18 protein-coding genes are annotated in these 18585 nt (G+C 63.4%); 10 read left to right on the forward strand and 8 right to left on the reverse strand.

Going from position 1 to position 18585, the window contains the following annotated elements:
• Positions 1–64: 64 nt before the first annotated feature.
• Both MKK04_RS03450 and MKK04_RS03455 read right to left on the reverse strand, forming a co-directional pair.
• Positions 65–1918, reverse strand: coding sequence for an Lnb N-terminal periplasmic domain-containing protein (locus tag MKK04_RS03450; RefSeq protein WP_241106245.1), 1854 nt, complete (start codon positions 1916–1918; stop codon positions 65–67).
• A 75-nt stretch (positions 1919–1993) separates the two neighbouring features.
• Positions 1994–2482, reverse strand: a complete 489-nt coding sequence (locus MKK04_RS03455) for a DUF3015 domain-containing protein (protein ID WP_063911184.1) — start codon at positions 2480–2482, stop codon at positions 1994–1996.
• A 253-nt stretch (positions 2483–2735) separates the two neighbouring features.
• On the opposite strand from MKK04_RS03455, the gene MKK04_RS03460 reads away from it, so the two are divergent.
• The 5 genes from MKK04_RS03460 to MKK04_RS03480 all read left to right on the forward strand — a co-directional run bounded on the left by MKK04_RS03460 (position 2736) and on the right by MKK04_RS03480 (position 7534).
• Positions 2736–5174: a Lon protease family protein gene (locus tag MKK04_RS03460; RefSeq protein WP_063911185.1), complete on the forward strand. Its 2439-nt coding sequence runs from the start codon at positions 2736–2738 to the stop codon at positions 5172–5174.
• A gap of 161 nt (positions 5175–5335) precedes the next feature.
• Complete coding sequence (locus tag MKK04_RS03465; RefSeq protein WP_003247487.1) at positions 5336–5674, forward strand: PA4575 family protein; 339 nt, start codon at positions 5336–5338, stop codon at positions 5672–5674.
• Between the two features lie 204 nt (positions 5675–5878).
• Positions 5879–6367: a TIGR00645 family protein gene (locus MKK04_RS03470; protein ID WP_003247486.1), complete on the forward strand. Its 489-nt coding sequence runs from the start codon at positions 5879–5881 to the stop codon at positions 6365–6367.
• A gap of 158 nt (positions 6368–6525) precedes the next feature.
• Complete coding sequence (locus MKK04_RS03475) at positions 6526–6831, forward strand: DUF6482 family protein (RefSeq protein WP_013970818.1); 306 nt, start codon at positions 6526–6528, stop codon at positions 6829–6831.
• 85 nt (positions 6832–6916) lie between these two features.
• Positions 6917–7534 carry an FKBP-type peptidyl-prolyl cis-trans isomerase gene (locus MKK04_RS03480; RefSeq protein ID WP_241106246.1) on the forward strand — a complete coding sequence of 206 codons (618 nt, stop codon included), beginning with the start codon at positions 6917–6919 and terminating at the stop codon, positions 7532–7534.
• Between the two features lie 127 nt (positions 7535–7661).
• Here the strand turns inward: MKK04_RS03480 and MKK04_RS03485 are convergent, their stop codons facing one another.
• From MKK04_RS03485 to MKK04_RS03495, 3 genes are all read right to left on the reverse strand, one after another.
• Entirely contained in the window at positions 7662–7907 is a 246-nt protein-coding gene (locus tag MKK04_RS03485; RefSeq protein ID WP_207832342.1) for a PA4570 family protein, read from the reverse strand.
• Between the two features lie 83 nt (positions 7908–7990).
• Positions 7991–8332 carry a zinc ribbon domain-containing protein YjdM gene (locus MKK04_RS03490; RefSeq protein ID WP_009686103.1) on the reverse strand — a complete coding sequence of 114 codons (342 nt, stop codon included), beginning with the start codon at positions 8330–8332 and terminating at the stop codon, positions 7991–7993.
• A gap of 183 nt (positions 8333–8515) precedes the next feature.
• Positions 8516–9484: a polyprenyl synthetase family protein gene (locus MKK04_RS03495; RefSeq protein WP_207832344.1), complete on the reverse strand. Its 969-nt coding sequence runs from the start codon at positions 9482–9484 to the stop codon at positions 8516–8518.
• A gap of 244 nt (positions 9485–9728) precedes the next feature.
• Between MKK04_RS03495 and rplU the strand changes: the two genes are divergently transcribed.
• The 5 genes from rplU (at position 9729) to MKK04_RS03520 (ending at position 13417) form a co-directional block, all read left to right on the forward strand.
• The gene (gene rplU / locus MKK04_RS03500) at positions 9729–10043 is read left to right on the forward strand and encodes a 50S ribosomal protein L21 (RefSeq protein WP_003247466.1); all 315 of its coding nucleotides are present in this window, start codon (positions 9729–9731) and stop codon (positions 10041–10043) included.
• A gap of 38 nt (positions 10044–10081) precedes the next feature.
• Positions 10082–10339 carry a 50S ribosomal protein L27 gene (gene rpmA, locus MKK04_RS03505; RefSeq protein WP_046616804.1) on the forward strand — a complete coding sequence of 86 codons (258 nt, stop codon included), beginning with the start codon at positions 10082–10084 and terminating at the stop codon, positions 10337–10339.
• A gap of 189 nt (positions 10340–10528) precedes the next feature.
• Entirely contained in the window at positions 10529–11755 is a 1227-nt protein-coding gene (gene cgtA / locus MKK04_RS03510; RefSeq protein WP_063911188.1) for an Obg family GTPase CgtA, read from the forward strand.
• Positions 11756–11840: 85 nt separating this feature from the next.
• Entirely contained in the window at positions 11841–12959 is a 1119-nt protein-coding gene (gene proB / locus MKK04_RS03515; RefSeq protein ID WP_063911189.1) for a glutamate 5-kinase, read from the forward strand.
• A complete protein-coding gene (locus tag MKK04_RS03520; RefSeq protein WP_019096697.1) occupies positions 12956–13417 on the forward strand; it encodes a CreA family protein in 462 nt (153 codons plus the stop codon). The genes proB and MKK04_RS03520 overlap by 4 nt, the downstream gene beginning before the upstream one ends.
• A gap of 105 nt (positions 13418–13522) precedes the next feature.
• Here MKK04_RS03520 and mksF read toward each other — a convergent pair whose 3' ends face one another.
• Genes mksF through mksB form a run of 3 tightly spaced genes read right to left on the reverse strand, consistent with a single transcriptional unit; the run spans position 13523 to position 18340 of the window.
• Positions 13523–16357, reverse strand: coding sequence for an Mks condensin complex protein MksF (gene mksF / locus MKK04_RS03525; RefSeq protein WP_063911190.1), 2835 nt, complete (start codon positions 16355–16357; stop codon positions 13523–13525).
• Positions 16354–17061 (reverse strand): Mks condensin complex protein MksE, encoded by a 708-nt coding sequence (gene mksE / locus MKK04_RS03530; RefSeq protein ID WP_063911191.1) that lies wholly within the window; start codon positions 17059–17061, stop codon positions 16354–16356. The genes mksF and mksE overlap by 4 nt, the downstream gene beginning before the upstream one ends.
• Entirely contained in the window at positions 17051–18340 is a 1290-nt protein-coding gene (gene mksB, locus MKK04_RS03535; RefSeq protein ID WP_024086237.1) for an Mks condensin complex protein MksB, read from the reverse strand. The genes mksE and mksB overlap by 11 nt, the downstream gene beginning before the upstream one ends.
• Between the last annotated feature and the right edge of the window lie 245 nt (positions 18341–18585).

Here is an 18585-nt window from a genome sequence, read left to right on the forward strand (position 1 = left end):
AGGATTCGAGGCCTGTGCAGTACCTGTGGGAGCGGGCATGCCCGCGAAAGGCCGCAAAGCGGCCTCAGTAGTGGTACCACTTCAACTCAAGCATCACCTCGTTCTGCGCCGTAGCCAGCTGGCTGAACTCCCGCGAAGCACTCAGCCGCACCCCCAGGTTCTGGCTGATCTCCCACTGCTGGTTCAAGCTCACACTGCGCCGCACTTCGCCATTGGTGAAATAATCGCCCTTGGCCTCCAGTGTCATGTTGCCCAGCCCGTTGCGCCACAGCAGCCCGCCATTGAAGCCTGCCGCCGGGGCAATGAACTGGGCAAAATCATTGTGGTGCTCGACCCGCACCGTGCCCAGGGCAAAGCCCAGCAACCCGTCAGCCAGTTGCCAGGTGCCGCCGGCCCCGCCGTTCACATGGCTCACCAGCACCTCGTCATCATGCTTGCCCGGCACCCGCTCCAGCCCGCCGGCCACCTGCCACGACCAGGGTTTGAGCAGTTCGTTGCGCGGCGTCAGCGAGCGGATGGTGGCCAGGTCCAGGCGTTGTACCTGCCAGTCGTTACCCTCGTACTGGCGCAGCTTCAGCTGCAGGATCTCGATCTGCGCCCCCAGCGGGAAGCCATAGGCGTTGTCATTCAGGTCGTGATAGGCCATGCGCAGGCCGTACTCGGCGTAGGCGCGGTCTTCGCGGGTGCCCATGCCCAGCTGCCAGGTGCGCGAGTCGTGGCCGTCCTCGGGCAGGCCCGGGCGCTCGATCTGCAGGGGCGGCGGTGGGTTGCTGTTGATCGCTCGCAGCAGTTCGAAGCTGCGCTTGGCCTGCCCAGGGTCGCGCGCCTGGCCATTGGCGCGGTAACGCTCCAGGCGGTACGCGGCATCCTGCACCAGCGCCTGGCGCTCGCGGGGGAGGGCCTTGAATTCAGGGCTCTGCAGTTGTGCGGTGTCGGCGCTTACCGCCAGCACCTGGCGCTTTTCGCCGTGATCGAGTGGCTCTGCCCGGGCCAGCAGTTCACGTTCGCGCGAGGGGCGGTACGTCTCGCTGGCGACCATGCCGGACTGTTTCACGGCCTTCACCGTGTCGGTCGGGATGGCGGTCAGCGGGAACTGCGAGGTCAGGTCCAGGCTCGGCCGGGCCACCTGCAGCAGCTCCAGCAGGCGATACGAGCAGTTTTCGTCGAAGAAGAAGTAGTCGAACTGGATCTGCTTCAACTCCCACACATGCTCGACCATGCGCCCGGTTTCTTCCGGGGTCAGGTCCAGCTGGTACTCCCACAGGTCGCGGTTTTCCAGGCTGCGGTATTCGGACAGTTTTTCCTGGTAGGGCATCAGCGCGAACAGGCCCGGGTAGCCACCCATCAGGCCCTTCCAGGCGTACAGGATGCTGTTGTCGCTGCCTTCGATATAGGCGCCGAAGTTGATCGCGTAGCTCAGCAACGTGGTGTCGTCGCTGCGGGTATTGGACTGGTCGATGCGCAGCAGGGTGTGGCCGAACATCGATGACGGGCTGTTCAGGTAGGCCGCCGGGAAGATCAGCGCCGCACTGTGCGGGTCGATCGACTGGTACCAGGTGGCGAACTCCTGGCAGTCCGGTTGCGGCAAATCGCGCAGGTCGAGCTGTTCGCGCAGCCAGCGGGTGCGCGCCGGGAACACGCACTGGGCGTGCTTGTCGCCGAGGTTGGCCGGGGCGTACAGCGCTTCGACCGTGGCTTGCAGCTCCTGGTCGGGGTGGTGCGCGCCGTCCTTGGCGAGGAAGAACGCATCATCGTCCACATAGCTGCGCCAGCCGCCCAGCTTGGCGGTTTCGTAATGGCCCAGGGCAATCCAGTAAGGGGTGTTGGCCAGTTGCTGGACACGGCCTTGGTCCAGCGCGGGCGCGGCATGAACAGGGGCGCAGGCACAAAGCGCCAGGGATATGAAGCGTTTGAGCATATCGGGCAACTACTTCTTGACGATGCCGAAAAAAAGGCGAAACCCGCCCCGGAGCCGGGGCGGGAGCAACCGCACTTAGGCCTCGGTAGCGTATTTGGCCAGGCGTGGGTCGTTCTTCAGAACGGCCAGGGTGTTGCTGTGGACCGTTTCGGCAGTGACGTCGGCACTGCTGAAGATCTGGTTGAAGTGCTGGTGGGTGACCGATGCGAAGTAGCCGCGGTCTTCCGGGGCCACGCCGAGAACCACGGCATAGGTGGTCAGTGCTTCGCCCTGGCCCATGGCCATGTCTTCGGACAGTTCATTCATCATGCCGTTCATGGCGAACCAGGACTTGCCGCCATAGGTCAGCGACGCCTTGGTCGAGCAGCCGTTGGTGCCCGAAGTCATGCCGAAGGTGGCGTTACCGGAGGTGCCGTTGGTGGTGGAAGCCAGGAAGTGTGCCGGCGTGCCGCGCTGGCCTTCGAACAGCATGTTGCCCCAGCCGCAGTTCGGGCCGCCTGGCGCTTCGGCCATTGCATTGAGTGAGGCCACGGTGAACAGAGTACCCAGAAGAATCCGTTTCATAGCATTTGTTCTCTATTTGACTTAACCAAGGGTCAGGGTTTCTGGCAACTCGGTTGCCAGGTCGGGAAAGCGTTTCACCCACCCGCGCAGCTTGGAGTTTAGGCACGATCTAAGAGTTGCGTTGTTGATTGCGAAAAATTTGCTGTTACATGTCCCGCTCAGGCTGCGACATAAAGTCTTGTGGAGCCTTGCAAGGCGCGCGCGGGCAGCGCCAGAATGCTGCGTATCTGCCCCGCCGAAGTAAGGAAACCCAATGCCCGATCCTGTCGCTGCGCGCCTGCGTCTCGCGCCTGAAGCCCTGACCCGGCGTTTCTCCCCCGAGCAGTTTGCTTTTACCCATACCGACGATCTGGAGCCGTTTCGCGGAGTCCTGGGCCAGGAGCGTGCTGTCGAGGCCCTGCAGTTTGGCGTGGCCATGCCGCGCCCCGGTTACAACGTGTACGTGATGGGCGAGCCTGGCACCGGCCGCTTCTCGTTCGTCAAGCGCTACCTCAAGGCCGAGGGCAAGCGCCAGCAGACCCCGGCCGACTGGCTCTACGTCAACCACTTCGATGACACCCGCGAGCCGCGCGCGCTGGAATTGCCGTCCGGCAGCGCCGGGGCGTTCATCGCCGACATGAACGGGCTGATCGACAACCTGTTGTCGACCTTCCCGGCGGTGTTCGAGCACCCGTCGTACCAGCAGAAAAAGGGCGCTATCGACCGCGCCTTCAACCAGCGTTACGACCGCGCCCTGGATGTGATCGAGCGCGCCTCGCTGGAAAAGGACGTGGCCCTGTACCGCGACGCCAGCAACGTCGCCTTCACCCCGATGGCCGACGGCAAGGCGCTGGATGAAGCCGAGTTCGCCCAGTTGCCGGAAGAGGTGCGCGAGCAGTTCCACGAGGATATCGCCCTGCTCGAGGAGCGCCTGAACGAAGAGCTGGCCAGCCTGCCGCAATGGAAACGCGAGTCGAACAACCAGCTGCGCCAACTCAACGAAGAAACCATCACCCTGGCCCTGCAGCCTTTGCTGGCGCCACTGTCGGAAAAGTACGCCGAGAACGCTGCGGTCTGTGCCTACCTGCAGTCGGTGCAGCTGAACCTGCTGCGTACCGTGGTCGAGCAACTGGTCGACGACAGCAAGACCGACGCCGCCGCGCGCAAGCTGCTGGAAGAGCAGTACGCCCCAAGCCTTGTGGTCGGCCACCACGCCGACGGCGGTGCGCCGGTGGTGTTCGAGCCGCACCCGACCTACGACAACCTGTTTGGCCGTATCGAATACAGCACCGACCAGGGCGCGCTGTACACCTCGTACCGCCAGCTGCGCCCGGGTGCGCTGCACCGGGCCAACGGCGGCTTCCTGATTCTGGAAGCCGAGAAGATGCTGGGCGAACCGTTCGTATGGGACGCGCTCAAGCGTGCGCTGCAGTCGCGCAAGTTGAAGATGGAATCGCCACTGGGCGAGCTGGGCCGGGTGGCCACCGTCAGCCTGACGCCGCAGATGATCCCGCTGAACATCAAGCTGGTCATCATCGGTTCGCGCCAGCTGTACTACGCGCTGCAGGACCACGACCCGGACTTCCAGGAGATGTTCCGGGTACTGGTGGACTTCGACGAAGACATGCCCATGGTCGACGAGAACCTGGAGCAGTTTGCCCAGCTGTTGCGCACCCGTACCAACGAAGAGGGCATGGCGCCACTGACCAGTGACGCGGTGGCGCGCCTGGCCACCTACAGCGCCCGTCTGGCAGAAAACCAGTCGCGTCTGTCGGCCCGTATCGGCGACCTGTTCCAACTGGTCAGCGAAGCCGATTTCATCCGCCAGCTGGCCAGTGACGAAATGACCGACGCCGGGCACATCGAGCGTGCGCTCAAGGCCAAGGCCACCCGCACCGGGCGTGTTTCGCAGCGGGTGCTGGACGACATGCTCGCCGGCATCATCCTGATCGACACCGAAGGCGCGGCCATCGGCAAGTGCAACGGCCTGACCGTGCTGGAAGTGGGGGATTCGGCGTTCGGCATGCCGGCGCGTATCTCCGCCACCGTGTACCCGGGCGGCAGCGGTATCGTCGACATCGAGCGTGAGGTCAACCTCGGCCAGCCGATCCACTCCAAGGGCGTGATGATCCTCACCGGTTACCTGGGCAGCCGCTATGCCCAGGAGTTCCCGCTGGCGATCTCGGCGAGCATCGCTCTGGAGCAATCCTACGGCTATGTGGACGGTGACAGCGCCTCGCTGGGCGAGGCCTGCACGCTGATCTCGGCCTTGTCGCGCACGCCGCTCAAGCAGTGCTTCGCCATTACCGGCTCGATCAACCAGTTTGGTGAAGTGCAGGCAGTGGGCGGGGTCAACGAGAAGATCGAGGGCTTCTTCCGTCTGTGCGAGGCGCGTGGCCTGACCGGTGAGCAGGGGGTGATCATCCCGCGTGCCAACGTTGCCACGCTGATGCTCGACGAGCGCGTGCTGCAGGCGGTGGAGAACGGCATGTTCCACGTGTATGCGGTCAGCCAGGCCGACGAGGCGTTGAGCCTGCTGGTGGGCGAGGAGGCCGGGGTGCTGGATGACAAGGGCCAGTTCACTGAAGGCAGCGTCAACGCTAGGGTGGTGGAGCGCCTGCGTGAGATCGCCGAGATGATCAGTGAGGAAGAAGTCGAGAAGGCGGAGAAGGAACGCCTGGAAGAGGTGATTGCCCAGGCCAAGCCGGCCTGAGTCAAGAAACCGGCGCTGGCGGCGATGTGCTACCGTTCAGCGCCGGTTTTCCATCTTTCGGTACTGTTCTTCTATGCTGGAACTTAAGGACGGTATTAGCGTTCAGGATGGAAACAGCCTGAGGTCCAGGCTGAACAAGGCTTATTGGAGGGGGCGCGGCCATGCGCAATCTCAGCCTCACACGCCAGTGCCTGGGCCTGGTGACCCGCATCGAATGCAGCATCCGTCCGCTGGCCGGGGACAACGGCATGTGGACGCTGCTGTTCGCCGCCGGCATGGCCGGTGAACAACCCTCCGCAATCAAGGCCCAAGGGCCGTTCCATGGGCCGCTGGTGGCCGAATCGGTGCTCAATGCCATTGTCGACAGCCTGACCTTGCATGGGTATCAGGTGGCCGAGGATCCGCAGATCTGGTGTTTGCATCTGCAGGCGCAGTTGCGGCGGATCAATGGCGAGCGGTGCCGGAACCTGGGGGATTACCAGTTTCATCCTGAGACTTGATTGAGGCCGGGGGCCGCTTTGCGGCCCATCGCGACACAAGGCCGCTCCCACAGGCACAGCATCGCCCTTGAGGACTGCGCTGTACTGGTGGGAGCGGCCTTGTGTCGCGATGGGCTGCATGGCAGCCCCCGGGCTTTTGCTGTAACAGGTGGCTGGCTATACTCGCCGTCGCTTTTTTAGTCACCTGATGAGTCCCAATCCTCCATGGAACGTATCCTCGAAAACGCGATGTATGCCTCTCGCTGGCTGCTCGCCCCCATCTACTTCGGCCTGTCCCTCGGCCTGCTGGCCCTGGCGCTCAAGTTCTTCCAGGAAGTGGTCCACGTCCTGCCCAACGTCTTCGCCCTGAGCGAAGCCGACCTGATCCTGGTGATCCTGTCGCTGATCGACATGTCGCTGGTGGGTGGCCTGCTGGTGATGGTGATGATCTCGGGCTACGAGAACTTCGTCTCGCAACTGGACATCGACGAAAGCAAGGAAAAGCTCAACTGGCTGGGCAAGATGGATTCTTCGTCGCTGAAGATGAAGGTTGCCGCGTCGATCGTGGCCATTTCGTCCATCCACCTGCTGCGGGTGTTCATGGACGCGCAGAACATCTCCACCGATTACCTGATGTGGTACGTGATCATCCACATGACCTTCGTGGTCTCGGCATTCTGCATGGGTTACCTGGACAAGCTGACCAAGCACTGAGCCTGACTGGCCTCTTCGCAATCCCTGTGGGAGCGGGCAAGCCCGCGAAGAGGCCAGCACGTTCCAACTGACGAGCGGCGTCAGTCATGCCTTGTGCATTCTCCCTTTCTGTAGAAAAAATGAGCTCTCATGCGTGGTTCCCATCGCGAGGTGCTCTCATGAACCTGCATCAGCTCAATACCGAGGCCAGGGCTGGCCATGTCGACGAACTGAACCTGATCGCCATCGAAGGCGGTGACTACCTGCTCGAGGCCCGGATCAAAGGCCACCCCCATCCCCTGTCAGACACCCGTGGTGAACGCTTGCGCGTGCATTCGGTGGAGGATGCGCGCAAGTTGCTGCAAACCATCCCCATGGTTTCGATGAACCTGGTGCACTGGTCGGTGCAGGACGAAATGTGCGGTATGGGCACGCACCCGGAAGAAGACTTGAAGGTGCCGATTTCCCAGCGCTCGGCCTGGTAGCTGCTCGCAGCGCCCCAGTGTGCTAGGCTGCTCGCCCTTTTCATCAAGGGCGCGGCTTCACTGCGCCCTGCAGTGGAGCACGACAATGTCCGAACTCAACCTGTCCACCGACGAAACTCGCGTCAGCTACGGCATCGGCCGTCAGCTGGGCGGCCAGCTGCGCGACAACCCGCCACCAGGCGTCAGCCTGGAAGCCATCCTGGCCGGCCTGACCGACGCCTTCAACGGCGCCGACAGCCGCGTCAGCGAAGCCGACCTGTCGGCCAGCTTCAAGGTCATCCGCGACGTGATGCAAGCCGAAGCGGCTGCCAAGGCTGAAGCAGCAGCTGCTGCTGGCAAGGCATTCCTGATCGAGAACGCCAAGCGTGACGGCATCACCACCCTGGCCTCGGGCCTGCAGTTCGAAGTGCTGACCGCCGGCGAAGGCGCCAAGCCGACCCGCGAAGACAACGTGCGCACGCACTACCACGGCACCCTGATCGATGGCACGGTGTTCGACAGCTCCTACGACCGTGGTCAGCCTGCTGAATTCCCGGTGGGTGGTGTGATCGCTGGCTGGACCGAAGCCCTGCAGCTGATGAACGCTGGCAGCAAGTGGCGCCTGTACGTGCCGAGCGAGCTGGCCTACGGCGCCCAAGGCGTTGGCAGCATCCCGCCGCACAGCGTGCTGGTATTCGACGTCGAGCTGCTCGACGTTCTGTAATACCCTCGGGGCCGCTTTGCGGCTCATTCGCGGGTGAACCCGCTCCCACAGGGACCTCACAATGCTTCAGAGCTGTGGGGCCCCTGTGGGTGCGGGTTCACCCGCGCAGAGGCCGACCCTGCCAGCCTCAGTTCCAGTCCGTTCCCCCGGGGCGCAAGGCCCGCGCATAGCAGAACAGAAACAGATTGCGCACCAGCTCCTTGAGCACCCCCGGCTCACTCGAATTCAGCCCGCTCATGTCCAGGTCGCCCTGGTCACGCAGCTCGTCGAGCGCGTCTTCTTCAAGCACCGCGCACACTTCGCCGGTTTCCCGATGAAGAATGCGCAGATAGGGGTGGGGGCGGTCCAGCCAGGCGTCGATCAGATAAGTCATGGCTATTCTCCTTGGATAGCGGTTCCAATGAGAATAATTCTTATTATCTAAATAGCAAGCGCCAATTGGCGGTATTCGCGTTATCAGACTTTACGCACGAACTCGGACTTCAGCTTCATGGCGCCGATGCCGTCGATCTTGCAGTCGATGTCGTGGTCGCCATCGCACAGGCGGATGTTCTTGACCTTGGTGCCGACCTTGACCACCAGGGAGGAGCCCTTGACCTTGAGGTCCTTGATCACGGTGACGGTGTCGCCGTCCTGCAGGATGTTGCCGACCGAGTCCTTCTTCACCACCTCGTCGCTGGCCGCTTCGGCGTCGCCGCTGGCCGACCACTCGTGGGCGCATTCAGGGCAGATCAGCTGAGTGCCATCCTCATAGGTGTATTCGGAGTTGCATTTTGGGCAGGGTGGCAGAGTGCTCACTTCGGTTCCTCAAACAAACAGACGGTTGAAAGCCCACATTGTAAGAGGTATTTCTGATGAAGTGATTATGTCCGGACAAATGCTTCGCGGGTAAACCCGCTCCCCCAGATACAACATAGGCCCGGAGGCCTGTGATATCCCTGTGGGAGCGGGTTTACCCGCGAATGAAGGCGACTCGATCTGTCAGTGAGTACGCGCGACAGCAAACTCGCTCAGCTCGACCAGTGCATCACGGTATTCGCTGGCCGGCAGCACTTCCAGGCACTGGATGGCACGCTTCACATAGTCACGCGCCAGCTCCGCCGTGTAGTTCAGCGCACCCGACTCTTCGACCGCCACGCGAATCTGCTCCAGGTCCTCCAGGCCACCCTTCTGGATCGCCTGGCGTACCAGTGCAGCCTGTTCGGCGGTGCCTTCGCGCATGGTGTAGATCAGCGGCAGGGTGGGTTTGCCTTCGGCCAGGTCGTCACCGACGTTCTTGCCCAGGGTCTGCGAGTCGCCCTTGTAGTCCAGCAGGTCGTCGACCAGCTGGAACGCCACGCCCAGGTGATCACCGAAGGTACGCAGGGCCTCGCGCTGTTCGTCGCTGGCTTCGGCCAGCGCGGCGGCGCTGTGGGTCGAGGCTTCGAACAGCATCGCGGTCTTGCCGCGAATGACCTCCATATAGACTTCCTCGGTGGTGCTGGCGTCGCGTACCCGCGACAGCTGCAGCACTTCACCTTCGGCAATCACGCGGGTGGCCTTGGACAGGATCTGCATGACCGGCATCGAGCCCAGTTCGACCATCATCTCGAACGAGCGCGAATAGAGGAAGTCGCCCACCAGCACGCTCGGCGCGTTGCCCCACAGGGCATTGGCGGTGGAGCGGCCGCGGCGCATGCCGGACATGTCGACCACGTCGTCGTGCAGCAGGGTGGCGGTGTGCAGGAATTCGATGGTGGCAGCCAGCAGGCGCAGGTCGTCGCCCTCGCGGCCCAGGGCCTTGCCACACAGCAGCACCAGCAGGGGGCGCAGGCGTTTGCCACCGGCGGACGTGATATAGTCGCCGATCTTCGATACCAGCGGCACGCGCGAGGTCAGCTGCTTCTTGATGATCTCGTCGACGGCGCTGAAATCATCAGCCACCGCACGGTAGAAGGTTTGGGGTTGCATCGGCTGCTCCAGTGAGGTTGCGCGGCATGCTAGGTCGCGGGTCCCGGTGTGTCAAGGCGCGGTACCCGTGCGCCGGGGGCGGTACTTGCAAGCAAAACCGCGGTTGCGTACAATCGCGCACCCTAACTTCCTGGGCAGCACCTGCCTTACGCAATTGCGCCGGGCCGTTCCAGCCCTGTGCAGCCATGCCAGCCAATACTCATCATATAAAGCGCTGGGTGAGCAGGATTATCGGAGAAATACCATGTCTTACGCAGTAATCGTTACCGGCGGCAAGCAGTACAAAGTCGCTGAAGGTGAATTCCTCAAGATCGAAAAACTGGAAGTCGCCACTGGCGAATCCGTGACCTTCGATCGCGTCCTGCTGGTCGCCAACGGTGAAGAAGTCACCATCGGTGCTCCAGTTGTTGCTGGCGCTAAAGTAGTGGCCGAAGTCGTTTCGCAAGGCCGCCACGACAAGGTTCGCATCATCAAGTTCCGTCGTCGTAAGCACCACATGAAGCGTATGGGCCACCGCCAGTGGTTCACCGAGATCAAAATCACCGGTATCCAGGCTTAATCCCCTAGATCCCCTGAATTTATTTGGAGAATTGAACCATGGCTCACAAGAAGGCTGGTGGTAGTACTCGTAACGGTCGCGACTCAGAATCGAAACGCCTTGGCGTGAAGATGTATGGCGGCCAGGCTATCAAGCCAGGCAACATCATCGTCCGTCAGCGCGGCACCGAATTCCACGCTGGCTACGGTGTTGGCATGGGCAAGGATCACACCTTGTTCGCCAAGATCGAAGGCGTGATCAAGTTCGAGAAAAAAGGCGAGTTCATGCGCCGTTACGTGAGCATCGTCGCCGCTTAATCGCGACGTCGCTCCAGAAGCCCCGTCATGCGACGGGGCTTTTTCGTTTGTGGTGAGCCTCTTGCAAAGCTGTTTGTATGGGCTGCCGGCGTGGGTTTCTACGGTCGTACGGGGCCGCCGCGCTCAGTTTTGCAAGAGCCTCAGGTTTTTCAGGTATTCAACTCGCCAGCAGGCGAGAGGCGGTTTTGAATGAAGTTTGTTGACGAAGTATCCATTCGGGTCAAGGCCGGTGATGGTGGCAACGGTTGCATGAGCTTCCGTCGCGAGAAGTTCATCGAGAACGGTGGCCCTAACGGTGGTGACGGTGGCGATGGTGGCTCGGTGTACATGGTCGCCGACGAAAACCTCAACACCCTGGTCGACTATCGCTACACCCGTCACCACGAGGCCCAGCGTGGCGCCAACGGTGGCAGCACCGACTGCACTGGCAAGAAAGGCGACGACCTGTTCCTGCGCGTGCCGGTCGGCACCACCGTGATCGACGCTTCCACCCAGGAAGTGATCGGTGACCTGGTCACCCCTGGCCAGAAGCTGATGGTCGCCCAGGGCGGCTGGCACGGCCTGGGCAACACCCGTTTCAAGTCCAGCACCAACCGTGCGCCGCGCCAGACCACCCCTGGCAAGCCGGGTGAGCAGCGCGACCTGAAGATGGAAATGAAAGTGCTGGCCGACGTCGGCCTGCTGGGCCTGCCGAATGCCGGCAAGAGCACCTTCATCCGCTCGGTTTCGGCCGCCAAGCCGAAAGTGGCCGACTACCCGTTCACCACCCTGGTGCCGAACCTGGGCGTGGTCAGCGTCGACCGCTGGAAGAGCTTCGTCATCGCCGACATCCCTGGCCTGATCGAAGGTGCTTCCGAAGGTGCCGGCCTGGGTATCCGCTTCCTCAAGCACCTGGCGCGCACCCGTGTGCTGCTGCATCTGGTGGACATGGCGCCGCTGGACGAAAGCAGCCCGGCCGATGCCGCCGAAGTCATCGTCAATGAGCTGACCCGCTTCAGCCCGTCGCTGGCCGAGCGTGAGCGCTGGCTGGTGCTGAACAAGGCCGACATGGTCATGGAAGACGAGCGCGACGAGCGGGTCAAGGAAGTGGTCGAGCGCCTGCAGTGGGAGGGCCCGGTGTACGTGATCTCGGCCATCTCCAAACAGGGTACCGAAAAGCTCAGCCACGACCTGATGCGCTACCTCGAAGACCGCGCCGACCGCCTGGCCAACGACCCGGCCTATGCCGAAGAGCTGGCTGACCTCGACCAGCGCATCGAAGACGAAGCCCGTGCCCAGCTGCAGGCCCTGGACGACGCCCGTACCCTGCGTCGCACCGGCGTCAAGAGCGTGCACGACATCGGCGATGATGACGGTTGGGACGATGATTTCGAGGACGACGAAGACGGCCCGGAAATCATTTACGTGCGCGACTGACCGGTTGCAGTACACTAAACGCCGCTCCTTGGAGCGGCGTTTTTGTATCCACGGTATCTACAGATTCGACATAGGTTGGAAGAAGATGCGAAGCAAGGTGACGGGCGCCAAGCGCTGGGTCGTGAAGATTGGCAGTGCTCTGCTGACCGCCGATGGCAAAGGCCTCGACCGCGGTGCCATGGCCGTTTGGGTCGAGCAGATGGTCGCGCTGCGTGAGGCAGGCGTGGAGTTGGTACTGGTCTCCTCCGGGGCCGTGGCTGCCGGTATGAGCCAGCTTGGCTGGACCTCGCGACCGAGTGCGATGAACGAGCTGCAGGCCGCTGCCTCGATCGGCCAGATGCGCCTGGTGCAGGCCTGGGAGTCGAGCTTCGGCGAGCACGGCAAGCACACCGCGCAGATCCTGCTGACCCATGACGACCTGTCCGACCGCAAGCGTTACCTGAACGCCCGCAGCACCCTGCGCACGCTGGTCGACCTGGGCGTGGTGCCGGTAATCAACGAGAACGATACCGTGGTCACCGACGAGATCCGCTTCGGCGACAACGACACCCTGGCGGCGCTGGTGGCCAACCTGGTCGAGGCTGACCTGTTGGTGATCCTCACCGACCGCGATGGCATGTTCGATGCCGACCCGCGCAACAACCCCGACGCCCAGCTGATCTACGAGGCCCGCGCCGACGACCCGGCACTGGACGCCGTGGCCGGCGGTACCGGTGGCGCCCTGGGTCGTGGCGGCATGCAGACCAAGCTGCGCGCCGCGCGCCTGGCCGCCCGTTCCGGTGCCCACACCATCATCATCGGTGGCCGCATCGAGCGCGTGCTGGATCGCCTCAAGGCCGGCGAACGCCTGGGGACCTTGTTGTCGCCCGAGCGCGGCATGCTTGCCGCGCGCAAGCAGTGGCTGGCTGGCCACCTGCAGACCCGTGGCACCCTGGTGCTGGATGCCGGTGCCGTGCAGGCGCTGCGCCAGGCCAACAAGAGCCTGTTGCCGGTTGGCGTGAAGACCGTACAGGGTAGCTTCCGTCGTGGCGAGATGGTGGTGTGCGTCGGCCCGGACGGTGTTGAGGTGGCTCGCGGCCTGGCCAACTACAGCGCGCTGGAAGCGCAAAAGATCATCGGCCAACCATCCGATGTCATCGAAAGCGTGCTGGGCTATATCGCCGAGCCGGAACTGGTGCACCGCGACAATCTGGTGTTGGTATGAGCCTGTTCAAGCGCGTGATCGGCGTGGCAGCGCTGGTGCTGCCAATGCTGGCCGGGGCTGAGGAAATCGGCCAGGTGTCCACCGTGTTCAAGTTCCTCGGGCCGAACGACCGTATTGTGGTCGAGGCGTTCGACGACCCCAAGGTCGAGGGCGTGACCTGCTACCTGTCGCGGGCCAAGACCGGCGGCGTGAAGGGTGGGTTGGGGCTGGCGGAGGACCGGGCGGAGGCATCGATTGCCTGTCGTCAGGTCGGGCCGATCAACTTCAAGGGTGAGCTGAAGGATGGCGAGGAAGTGTTCAAGGAACGCACCTCGCTGGTGTTCAAGACCATGCAGGTGGTGCGCTTCCTGGACAAGAAGCGCAATACGCTGGTGTACCTGGTGTACAGCGACCGCATGATCGAAGGCAGCCCGCAGAATGCGGTGACCGCGATTCCGATTCTGCCTTGGGCTCATTGATAGCCTGACAGATCCTGGGAGGCCTTCGGCCTCCTATCGCGACACAAGGCCGCTCCCACATTGATCGGCGTACACCGGACCTTTGTGGGAGCGACCCCAATTACCTCAGGCCAATTCCTCGGCCTGATGATCCTCACGCACAACCGCCTTCACCTCATCCCGACGGCTGATGAACTTCCAGTCCGCCTCGTCGATGTAGATGCCATTCGGCCCGCTACCACCTTCCAGGTCGATCGCCACCCGCGCCGACACCTGCGGCTTCACGCTCGCCAGGATCGGCACGAAGCCCAGCTGCAGGCTGGTTTCCAGCAGCGCAGCCTGGTTGCGTTCGTCGATGTCCGCCGCTTCGTCCAGGTAGTACGGCAGGCGGATGCGCCCGGCCAGGTCGCGGTCCATCAGGTGCAGCAACAGGTACATGTTGGTCAGCGCCTTGATGGTCATGGTGGTGCCGTTGGATGCCGCGCCGTCGATGTCGGCATGGATCACCGGCTGGCCGTTGACCTTGGTGATCTCGAACGCCAGCTCGAACAGGTCCTTCAGGCCCAGCTGGTTGTGGTTGGCCGCCACCAGCCGTGCCAGGTATTCCTTGGCCTCTTCGTTCTTGTTGTCCTGCTCGGCGCTCTGGGTCAGGTCGAATACCGACAGGGTTTCGCCTTCTTCGTACTGGCCGGCGCTGTGGATGATCTGGTCGATATGCTTGAGCGCTTCCTTGTTCGGCGCCAGCACCACGCGGAAGCTCTCCAGGTTGGATACCTGGCGCCTGTTGATCTCGCGGTTGAACAGGGCCAGCTGGTGCTCGAGGCTGTCATAGTCGCTGCGGATGTTGCGCAGGGTCCGGGCGATGTCGGTGACCGCGGCGCGGCGGGCCTTGGCCAAGGTCAGGGCTTCGTCGGTGCGGTGCGCATAGGCGTTCACCAGCAGCTGCAGGCGGCGTTCCATGTCGTCTTCGCTGTCGAACTTGGCCACGCCTTTCAGGCGCACCTGGGCGTACAGCGCCTCGATCTGGTTGTCCACCCGCTGCAGGCTCTGCCAGCTGTCCTGGTAGTCGTTGAGCAGTGGCAGCAGGTTGTCCATCGAGTCGTCGATGGCTTCCATGTACGGTGTGCCGTAGGGCAGGTCGGCCGGCAGCAGCTGGCGACGGCGCAGGGCGTCTTCCAGGGTGCGCTGCTTGGCCTCGAGGTCGCCGATCTGCCGGCCGACCAGCTGCAGCTTGGCCGACAGTTGCTGGACACGTTCGGTGAAGGCGTCGCTGGAGCGCTTGAGTTCGTCCTGGGCGGCTTCCAGCTGCGACAGCTGCTCCAGCTTCTCGGGCTCTTCGGCGGCCAGGGTTTCGCTGCGGCGGAAGTCTTCCAGCGCTTTCTGCGCGTCCAGAACTTCCTGGTACAGGGCTTCGGTCTGCGCCTTGGAGGCGGAGCGGTCGGCGGCCACGGCTTGCTGGGTCTTGAGCTGCTTCAGCTCTTTTTCCAGGCGCTCCTTCTGGTCGCGCAGGGCGGCACGGTCGGCCAAGGCCTGCAGCGCCGGTGGGTCGATGTGCGACAGGTCGATGGACAGGCCTGGGGCTTCGAAACGTTCGCCCTTGAAGCCGTCGAGCACCGCTTCCAGCGATTTTACCCACAGGTCGCTGTCGTCCAGTTCGATGCCACGGTCACCCAGCGGCAGGCTGAACAGCGCGCCGTTGAACAGGCGCATCAGGCGGTCGACGTCCTGCTGCGAGAACTCTTCGCGCAGGCGGGCATAGCTGTTGTTGTCGGCGTGGTCGAGCTGCTGCTTGACCTGCTTCAGGCGCTTTTCCAGGTCGCGCACGCGTTCGTCCAGGTCTTCGGCGCTGAACTGCCGCGACTGGGCCAGGGCACCGGCCAGTTCGTCGTGAGCGTCCTTGGCCGCCAGCAGTTGCTGCTCCAGCACCTTGACGTCATCGACCAGGGCAAAGCGGTGCTTGAGCACCGACAGCTCGCCCAGCCAGCGCTGGATACCGGTGATTTCACGCTCCAGGCGCATCAGCTCCTGGGTGCCGCCGCGCTGGTCGTTCTGCAGGCGGTCCTGCTCGCCACGGTAGTGCTCGGCCTGGATCACCAGCTCTTCCTTGCGCGCCATGGCGTATTCCTGCCAGGTGCCCAGCAGGGTGTCGAGCACTGGCGAAATGCGGTGCAGCTTGCCGCGCAGGATGTCGCGCTGGGCCACGCCACCGGCCAGGGCCTCGACCAGCGGGCCGGCGGCGACCAGGGCGTTGTAGTCCTGCTCCATGCGGCGCACGTCGCGGAAGGCTTCCTCGCAGGCGGCGATGTAGTCGACGCTGCCGGAGCGCAGGCTGTGCTCGAAGGCATCGAGGAACAGTTGCTTGAGCTTGGCGGCGGTGATTTCGCGCATGTGCAGCAGGTTGATGAACAGCGCGCGGAAGGTTTTCAGGCTTTGCTCGCTGGTCGAGCGCAGCGGGATCATGGTCAGGTCCAGCGGCACCGAGGTGTGGCCGCCGACCAGCAGACGACGCAGTTCATCCGGCTTCAGCTCGTAGGCCTTGATGCCGAGGCGCTCAAGGTTGGTGAACAGCTCTTTCTGGCGCAGGCAGGTGTCGTTCTTCTGGTAGTGGGCCAGGTCCAGTTCGCCCTTGTAGGCAAAGAACTGGTGGCCGAAACCGCCGCCCGGGCCGCGGCCAACCACGCCGATCACGTGCGGGCCGTGGGGCAGGCTCAGCTCGCAGAGAATGTACGAGGTGTCGCTGGCGAAGTAGAAGCGGCGCGACTGCTCGAGGCTGTACTTGCCGAAGCTCATGTCCGACATGCGCGCCAGGATAGGGAATTGCAGGGCGTTGATCGACGCCGATTTACCCAGGTTGTTGGCACCGTAGACCGACAGCGGGTGTTCCAGCGGGAACAGGCCAAGGCTGTAGCCGGCGGTGTTGAGCAGTGCGAAGCGGCGGATGCCGTAGCGTTCCTGGCTCATGCGTCAATCTCCTGTTGCTCTTCGCGGATGGCCCGGGCCAGGGCTTGCTCTTCGCTTTCCTCGCCCTCGAACGGGCTGAGGTCGAGCGGGTCGTCGGTGCGGTTGAGTTCTTCGGGGCTTTCTTCCTCGACCAGTACCGGGGTCGGCAGCGGCAGGTCGCTGTGCAGGGTGGCCGCCAGGTCGCGGTCCTGCTGCACGGCCAGGCACACGTCGAGGAAGCGGTGCATCGGTGGCAGGAAGCGGTAGATGCCGCCTTCCTCGAAGGCGAAGCCGAGTTGGGTCATGCGGCGCAGGATTTTTTCTTCCAGCTCGTCCACGGTCTGCACTTCGGCCTGCAGGAACAGGTCGCGGTACTTGTCCAGCAGCGAGGGCAGTTCGTCACGGCCGATGCTGCCGCCATCGAGCACGGCCATCGGGTCGCGGCCCTGGTCGGCCAGGTGTTCTACCAGGATGAAGGTGAACAGCGACAGGCGCTGCGCGGTCTTGTTGACCTGCGCGGCGGTCATGTCCGGCACGAAGTAGTAGAAACCACGGGTGTCGCACACCAGTTCGAAGCCCAAGGCCTTGAACAGGGTGCGGTACTGGTCCTGGAAGTTCGACAGCTGGGCGTACAGCTCGGGGTCGCGGCGGCTGACGTGGAAGCCTTTGAACAGCTCGCGGAAGATCGGCGCGAGCTGGGACAGTTCGGAAAGATCAAGATGCATGGGCTGGGCTCGCGTTGGATTCGGTAGGCGCGCTGGCGGCGTCTTCGCGGCTGGAGGTCAGGGCGAACGAGCGCAGGCTGACCAGGTGTTCCTGGGTGATGTACTCGCGGCGGTCGAGGCGTTCGCGCTTGAAGCGCTTTTCCCGCGACAGGCGCGAGAACCAGTACAGCAGCTCGTCGGTGGCGCCTTCGGGTTCCTGCTCCAGCAACCAGACCATCAGGTCGGGCAGCGGCAGGGCCTGTTCGCAGCGTTCGGCCATTTCCTTGACCGTGCGCGGTGCACGGGGCAGGGCGCCGGACTGGGTCTTGTGGGCCTTGGGGAAGCGCGCCGGCTTGGGCTCGAAGCGGGCCAGGGCGTAGACATAGGCCTCGACCTGGCTGGCGCTGCCGAGGAAGGTGCTTTGCGGGCGGGTGAACATCGGCATGGCCGCTTGCGGCACGGCGTCGATGCCCTTGCGCCGGATCACCGACAGGGCCAGTGCGGCGCCACGGGTCACGGCGTTGTGCCGGCGGGCCTCTTCGCGCAGCGGCAGCAGCAGTTCGCGGGCGTGGCGCAGGGTCAGCTGGGCGCTGGTCTGCATTTCCAGGATGCGCGCGTGGGTGCGCAGCAGCATGTCATCGTCGACCAGGTGGCCCAGGCGCGCCTGTTCACCCAGCAGCTTCAGCAGTACGGTCTCGACCTTGCGTACACCCTGTTCGAAGGCGCCGTCGGCGTTGACCAGCTGGATCATCGGCTCGACGTACTCGTCCCAGGTTGCCAGTACTTCGGCATAGCGCTGGCGCAGCGGGATCTGGCGGTTGCTGGTCTTGGCCCGCTCGGCCACGGCCACCAGTGCCTGCTCGTCGTTGTCGAGCTTCTTCAGTACATCGCGCACGCGCATGTCGAGCAGGCGCAGCTGGCGCGCCAGGTCGTCGCTGTCGCGGTTGTCGAAGGCGTCCTGGATATGCCCGGCCAGGCGTTCCAGGTGGCGCAGGTAGGCTTCGATCTCCAGGCACAGGCCCAGCCGGTGTTCGCGGCGCAGGTAGGCGAGGAAGTCGTGGATCTGCGCGTTGAGCTCGAAACGGTTCGGGCTTTTGGCCACCGGGACCAGGATATCCAGACGGATCCACACGTCGAGCAGCTGGGTGATGTCCTGCGGGGTGCTCTCGACCTGCTGGCGGGCCACATGCTGACGCAATTCGACCAGGCTCAGGGTGCCCTGGTCGAATCGCTCGCACAGCGGCTCGATCAGGGCCCAGTGTTCGGCTAGGGCGCGCAGGACGCGCTTGGGTTCGATCATTGGCTTCGACTCGTTGCCAAGAAAAAGGGGGCGATTGTACTGCATCCGGGGGGGAGGTTTTCACCCCTTGGTCTGTAATGAGAGATATCCATCATCCTTGTAGGGGATTCACTGGCCCTTTCGCGGGTGAACCCGCTCCCACAGGTACTGCACAAGGCCCTGTGGGAGCGGGTTCACCCGCGAAAGGGCCAGTACAGGCAACAAAAATCCGCCGACCAGTTGCGGCACTCGAATGCCAACGGCGT

It is taken from the genome of Pseudomonas sp. LS.1a (genome assembly GCF_022533585.1).
Taxonomy (GTDB): Bacteria; Pseudomonadota; Gammaproteobacteria; order Pseudomonadales; family Pseudomonadaceae; genus Aquipseudomonas.